The organism is Micromonospora sp. NPDC049580, from assembly GCF_040675595.1.
Classification (GTDB): Bacteria; Actinomycetota; Actinomycetes; order Mycobacteriales; family Micromonosporaceae; genus Micromonospora.
In genome coordinates, this window is the sequence record NZ_JBFAPG010000392.1 from 1 (window position 1) to 5,980 (window position 5,980).

General features: G+C 74.3%; 6 protein-coding genes. 2 read left to right on the top strand and 4 right to left on the bottom strand.

The window, feature by feature from the left end:
• Positions 1-110: 110 nt before the first annotated feature.
• Positions 111-701, bottom strand: coding sequence for a YqgE/AlgH family protein (locus AB0J68_RS24915; protein ID WP_234583082.1), 591 nt, complete (start codon positions 699-701; stop codon positions 111-113).
• 172 nt (positions 702-873) lie between these two features.
• Here AB0J68_RS24915 and AB0J68_RS24920 point away from each other — a divergent pair, with 172 nt between their 5' ends.
• Positions 874-1,674 carry an S-methyl-5'-thioadenosine phosphorylase gene (locus tag AB0J68_RS24920; protein WP_363940620.1) on the top strand — a complete coding sequence of 267 codons (801 nt, stop codon included), beginning with the start codon at positions 874-876 and terminating at the stop codon, positions 1,672-1,674.
• 142 nt (positions 1,675-1,816) lie between these two features.
• Positions 1,817-3,412: a benzoylformate decarboxylase gene (mdlC, locus tag AB0J68_RS24925; protein WP_363940621.1), complete on the top strand. Its 1,596-nt coding sequence runs from the start codon at positions 1,817-1,819 to the stop codon at positions 3,410-3,412.
• Between the two features lie 42 nt (positions 3,413-3,454).
• Here mdlC and AB0J68_RS24930 read toward each other — a convergent pair whose 3' ends face one another.
• The 3 genes from AB0J68_RS24930 to AB0J68_RS24940 all read right to left on the bottom strand — a co-directional run.
• On the bottom strand, positions 3,455-4,402 hold the full coding sequence (locus AB0J68_RS24930; RefSeq protein WP_363940622.1) for a hypothetical protein: 948 nt from the start codon (positions 4,400-4,402) through the stop codon (positions 3,455-3,457).
• 44 nt (positions 4,403-4,446) lie between these two features.
• On the bottom strand, positions 4,447-4,935 hold the full coding sequence (locus AB0J68_RS24935; RefSeq protein WP_355132949.1) for a hypothetical protein: 489 nt from the start codon (positions 4,933-4,935) through the stop codon (positions 4,447-4,449).
• Between the two features lie 142 nt (positions 4,936-5,077).
• Positions 5,078-5,980, bottom strand: a 903-nt coding sequence (locus AB0J68_RS24940) for a hypothetical protein (protein ID WP_363940623.1), incomplete at its 5' end; no start/stop codon positions are given.

Sequence of the window (5,980 nt, forward strand, 5' to 3'; positions counted from 1 at the left end):
CTACCAGCTGCGCCACGGCCCCTTGCTGTCGTCCCGGTCGCCCGGGCACTGGGAAACTATACACAGACCGGCCGGCATGGTCATCTCGCGGGGGTCCCCACCCAGGCGGGTCAGTTGAGGGCCACGTCCGGCGGGAAGTGGGCGACGGCGGCCATCATCCCGCCCTGCCGGCGCAGCACCATCGGCCACAGGTCGTCCGGGCGGTCGACGAAGGCGTCGCCGGGCAGAGCGTCCAGCAGGAACCAGGACCCGTCGGCGATCTCCTGTTCCAACTGCCCGCTGCCCCAGCCGGAGTAGCCGGCGAAGACCCGGATCCCGCCGATGCTCTCCCGCAGCTTCTCCGGGTCGACCGAGAGGTCGATCGTGCCGACCGCGCCGGAGACCTGGTGGAAGCCCTTGAGCCGGCGCAGCGGTTGCCGCATCCGGGCCAGGCAGATCGCCGAGTCGGGCTGCACCGGGCCGCCCTCGAAGAGCACCGCCGGGTGGCGGGCCAGGTCACTCCAGTCACCCAGCACCTCGGCGACCGGCACCTCGGTCGCCCGGTTCAGGACCACGCCGAGCGCGCCACCCGGCTCGTGGGCGACCAGCAGCACCACCGTACGGTCGAAGTTCGGGTCCTTGAGCGCCGGAGTCGCGACCAGCAGCCGCCCGGTCATCGACTCCATCGCTCGTCCGCCGATCGCCTGGCCCTCTCCCTGCATCTCACCTACCCGTCAACCGTGAGCCCGCACCGGGGATCCGTCATTCGCCGGATCCGCACGGTGCATCGGGATCAGCCGCGCTGTCAACGCCATGCCTGGCACCATAGCCTGCGTCCCCGGTGCTGGCTAAGGTCTGACCGGCGGGTGATCGGACAGTTGCGACGGAGGCTCCATGACACCGACGGCGGACCTCGCGGTGATCGGCGGCTCCGGCCTCTACGCCCTCCTCGACGGCACCCCTCATGAGCTGGCCACCCCTTACGGTCCACCCTCGGACGCGGTGACCATCGCGGAGGTGGCCGGGCGGCGGGTCGCGTTCCTGCCCCGGCACGGTTCCGACCACCGGTACCCGCCGCACCGGATCCCGTACCGGGCCAACATGTGGGCGCTGCGGTCCCTCGGCGTACGCCAGGTGTTGGCGCCGTGCGCGGTCGGTGGGCTGCGTCCGGAGCTGGGGCCGGGCACGTTCGTGGTGCCGGACCAGCTCATCGACCGCACCAGCGGGCGGGTGCAGACCTACTACGACGAGGGCGCGGTGCACGTGCCGTTCGCCGACCCGTACTGCCCGCGGGGCCGTCACGCCCTGCTCGCCGCAGCGGCCGGCCGGGACGTCACAGCGGTGGACGGCGGGACGGTGGTGGTGGTCGAGGGCCCACGGTTCTCCACCCGTGCCGAGTCCCGCTGGTTCGCGTCGATCGGCGGCACTGTCGTGAACATGACTGGCCACCCGGAGGCGGTGCTCGCCCGGGAGATGGCGCTCTGCTACTCCTCCATCGCGTTGATCACCGACCTGGACGCCGGGGTGCAGGCGGGCGAGTCGGTGACCCAGGACGAGGTGTTCCGGGTCTTCGCGGCCAACACCGAGCGCCTGCGGGACGTGCTGCTGGACGCGGTGGCCGCGCTGCCCGCCGAGCAGGACTGCGCGTGCGGCCGGGCGCTGGACGGCATCAAACTGCCCTTCGCGCTGCCCTGACCTGCGCCGCACGCGGCCCAGTGGGCGAGCCGGACCCCCGACGGCCGGGAAACGCCCGAAAGGTCCGTCGCATCCCGATAGATTCGGCTGATCGGGAGGGCGGCCATGGTCGCCCCTGCGCGCGACACGGAGGCAGGTGACGATGGCAACGGTCCGGGACGCGACGTACGACGTGCTCCGCACCCTCGGCATGACCACCGTCTTCGGCAACCCCGGCTCCACCGAGGAACCGTTCCTGCGGGACTTCCCGGCCGACTTCCACTACGTCCACGCGCTGCAGGAGGCCACTGCGGTGGCGATGGCCGACGGGTACGCCCAGGCGGCCGGCAGGCCCGCGCACGTCAACCTGCACACCGCCCCGGGAATGGGCAACGGCATGGGCAACCTGGTCACCGCCTGGCACAACAAGACGCCCCTGATCGTCACCGCCGGCCAGCAGACCCGGGAGATGCTGCTGCTGGAGCCCCGGCTGACCAGCCGACGAGCGGTCGAGCTGCCCGAGCCGTACGTCAAGTGGAGCTACGAGCCGGTCCGCGCGCAGGACATTCCGGCGGCGCTGCTGCGGGCGTACGCGACCGCCGTGCAGCCGCCCGTCGGGCCGGTCTTCCTCTCCCTGCCGATGGACGACTGGGCCCGGCCCGCCGAGGCGCCTCCCGCGTCGCGCACGGTGGCGACCCGCTTCGGGCCGGATCCGCAGCGGTTGGAGACGTTCGCGCGGGTGTTGGCCGACAGCCGCGACCCGGTGCTGGTGTTCGGGCCCGGCGTGGACCGCTCCGGCAGTTGGCCGGCGGCCGTCGCCCTGGCCGAGCGGCTGGCCGCACCGGTCTGGTCGGCCCCCGCACCGGAACGGGCCGTGTTCCCGGAAGATCACCCGCAGTTCCGCGGGGTCCTGCCGTTCGCCATCGGGCCGCTGGCCGAAGCGCTGCGGGGGCACGACACCGTCCTGGTCGTCGGCGCCCCGGTGTTCCGCTACTACCCGCACGTCCCGGGCAACCACCTGCCCGAGGGCGCCCGCCTGCTGCACGTCACGGACGACCCGGACGAGGCCGCCCGAGCCCCGGTCGGGGACAGCCTGCTCGGCGACCCCGGGCTGACTCTCGCCGCGCTGCTCGACCTGGTTCCGGCCGCCAACCGACAGCCGCCGACGCCGCGGGCCGCTCCGGCGCCGCCGGAGGTCACCGTGCCGCTGAGCGCCGACGCGATGTTCGCCGCGCTGGCCGCACACTGGCCGGCCGACGGCGTGCTGGTCCAGGAGTCACCGTCCAATCTGTCCGCACTGCGCCGCCACCTGCGCATCACCCGGCCGGCGTCGTACTTCACGATGGCCAGCGGTGGGCTCGGCTACGGCCTGCCGGCCGCAGTCGGGGTGGCGCTGGCCGAGCGGGACACCGGGCGTCGCCGGCCGGTGGTGGCGGTGATCGGCGACGGCTCGTTCCACTACTCGGTGCAGGCGCTGTGGACCGCCGCGCGCCTGGCACTGCCCGTGGTGGTCCTCGTCCCGGTCAATCAGCAGTACGCGATCCTCAAGGCGTTCGCCGAGTTCAAGGACACTCCCGGGGTGCCCGGCCTGGACCTGCCGGGGCTGGACATCACCGCCATCGCGGCCGGCTACGGCTGCGCCACCGAGGTGGTGCAGACCCCTGACCAGCTCGGTGCCGCCCTCGCCACCGGGCTGCGCGCCGAGGGACCCACGGTGCTGCCGGTGCCGATCAGCACCGACGTTCCCACGATCCTCTGACCGAGCCCGCGCGGGCGGTCAGCGGCAGAGGCCCGGCGGCCGTCACCGGGCGGCGATCGTCAGCGGTGCGCCGGTGAAGACGTCCAGCACCGGCCGCGCCCCCAGCGGGGCGGCCAGGGTGACGGTGACCGGCTCCAGCTTGAGCACGTCGGTGCAGACGCCGGTGGACCGGGTGACCGCGCCGCCGACCACGACCACGTCCGGCCGTTCCGACACCACCGGGGTGATGTCGGTGTCGCAGGCGCCGACTCCGAGCCGGACGGTCAACCGTGCGCCGTCCACCGCCACCATGTCCTGGGCGGCCACCAGACCCTCCGGCAGTGGCTGGGTCGGCGTGGGCGCCGGGGGGACGGGCGTGACGGCCGTCGGCGCGACGGCGAGCTGGGCCACCGGCGTGGCCAGCTCCTCCACCGTGAACAGCCAGGCCGGGACCTGCGCCTCACCTCGACTCGTGCGGACCGGCACGGCACCGAGGGTCACCCCGGTGACGGTCAGCGGAAGGCAGGCTGTCTCCGTCGTGCTGGTCGCCCAGCCGTCCGGCCCGGGCTCGACGGTGGGACCGCCGGGAGTCGGCAGCCCGGGCCGCTTCGGCCGCCCCGGGCAGGGCAGCGGGTCACCCCGGTCGAGCTGCCGGTACGCCTCGGCCGCGCTGACCAGCGGCAGGGTCAACCGCCCGTCCGGGAACCGGATCTCGGCACCGACGCGGGTGGACGGGATGGCGACCTGGGCGCGGTACCAGCCGGACCGGAAGGCCGTCTCGGTGTCCGGCGTGAAGCGCGGGTCGCCGGTGAGCACCGTCGGCCCCTGCAGGGGGACGTAGCCGTCACGCCAGCCGGGACCGGGCCGCCACGCCGCGGCGACCGCGCTGGCCCGCTGGTCGAATGCGCGATGCGCCGTCGTGGTGGGCGCGGCGGCGGGCTCCGCGCCGGTCGCGGCGCAGCCCACCATGGACAACAGCGGCAGTACGAGCAGCAGAACCGGTCGACGCATGCCAGGTTCGACGGGACCGCCGCCGGGCGGGTTCCCGCCCCGGCTCAGGTCTCGCCGCCCAGATCCGTCTGGTACGCCTGCCAGAGCAGATTGGCACCACGCCGCCGATGCCGGGCCAGCGTCCGCAGCAGGTGCCCCGCCCGGCGGCGCAGTTCGTCGGGGCCGGCCTCGGACCGCTCGGCGACCCGCTGCACGGCCAGGATCGCGGCGACGATCGCGGTGTGCTCCCGGGTCAGCAGCCGGATCCCGTGGTCGAGGCGGGGTGAGTGGGTGAGCAGTTCCCGATAGAGGCCGGCCGGCCCTTCGGTGACCCGGACGTGCTCGGCGAAGCCCTGCCCGACCGGACGCAGGCGGAGCAGCACGATCTCCCGCCAGCGCGGCTCGGTCGTGGCGACCGCGACGGCACGGGCCAGGGCGTGCAGGTCACCGGCGAGCCCGGCGGGCCCGGGCTCACCGGGGAGCCCGGCCGGATGCGTGCGGGCGGCGGACGGCCGGGAGGTGACTGACGGCTGCTGGACTCCACCGGTGACCATGGCACCTCCCGCGCGGGTCTGCTAACCCATACCGTGATGGTGAACCCGCCCGTTCGCCCTGTCCAGAGGCGTTTCCTGCTCATCCGTCCCACTGGTAACACCGGCCCCACCGGGACGTCGGACACCGCCGTCAGCGGGCCGCTCAGGCGTCCGCCAGACGCCGCAGATCGGCGGCGACGGCGCGGGCCTCGTCACTGGGCTCCGCACCGGGTCGACCTGCCGCGAACGCGTCGGCGAGCGCGCGCAGCTCGGACGGCGGCAGGACGGGCAGACCCATCCCCCGCAGCGGGATGGTGACCCGATGCCCACTGGCCCGATCGGTGACGACGATTCCCGGCGATCGACCCGCACGAGCCGACGCGTCGGCCCTCACCAAGTCGACGCGGGCGATGGCGAGATCGACGGTACGACTGCGGATGGCGCCCCGCACCCGCACCCGGCTGCCGTCCAGCCAGGCGGCCGTACGCAGCACCCGCAGCACCAGGTAGACGCCGAGCAGGACGAACGGCAGCCCGCACAGCCCGAGGAACGGTCCGGGCCCTTCCGAGCCGCTCGTGGACTCCCGCAACGCGGGCGGCAGCATTCCCGGCGGCAGATCGCGGGCCTCCTCGTAGGAAGCGAACCCGTCTCCCGGGCCGGTGAGGCGGCGCACCAGCCCGCCGGCGAGCAGGGGCACCAGCACGAACGCCGCACCGATCGCCGCGACGAGGACCCCCGTCACCACCGCGACCGTGCGCTGGCCGGCTGACGCGCCGACAGACAGGCGCAGCTGCTGGTTCGTCACAGCGGCAGCGTAGGCGGCGCCGACCCGCCCGCAGTGCCCGGCGTCGGTGTCGCGGGGCGGCGGGCAGCCCAGCGCGGCGGGCAGCCCAGCGCGGCAGGCAGCCCAGCGCGCGGTGATCCACTCCAGGTCGCCGATGTGGGGGTGTCCCGGACGTCTGGACACCCGCAGGTCGGCGATGTGGAGTGGATCAACCGCCTCGGCTTCCGAGGTCGCCCGGCGGATACGACGATGCGCCCCGGCCGGTGGTGACGGGGGTCCTCG

Excerpts from the sequence above, each read along its gene's own strand:
- AB0J68_RS24915 (WP_234583082.1), bottom strand. The coding sequence starts at position 701 with ATGCAGGGAGAGGGCCAGGCGATCGGCGGACGAGCGATGGAGTCGATG.
- AB0J68_RS24920 (WP_363940620.1), top strand. The coding sequence starts at position 874 with ATGACACCGACGGCGGACCTCGCGGTGATCGGCGGCTCCGGCCTCTAC.
- AB0J68_RS24930 (WP_363940622.1), bottom strand. The coding sequence starts at position 4,402 with ATGCGTCGACCGGTTCTGCTGCTCGTACTGCCGCTGTTGTCCATGGTG.
- AB0J68_RS24935 (WP_355132949.1), bottom strand. The coding sequence starts at position 4,935 with ATGGTCACCGGTGGAGTCCAGCAGCCGTCAGTCACCTCCCGGCCGTCC.
- mdlC (WP_363940621.1), top strand. The coding sequence starts at position 1,817 with ATGGCAACGGTCCGGGACGCGACGTACGACGTGCTCCGCACCCTCGGC.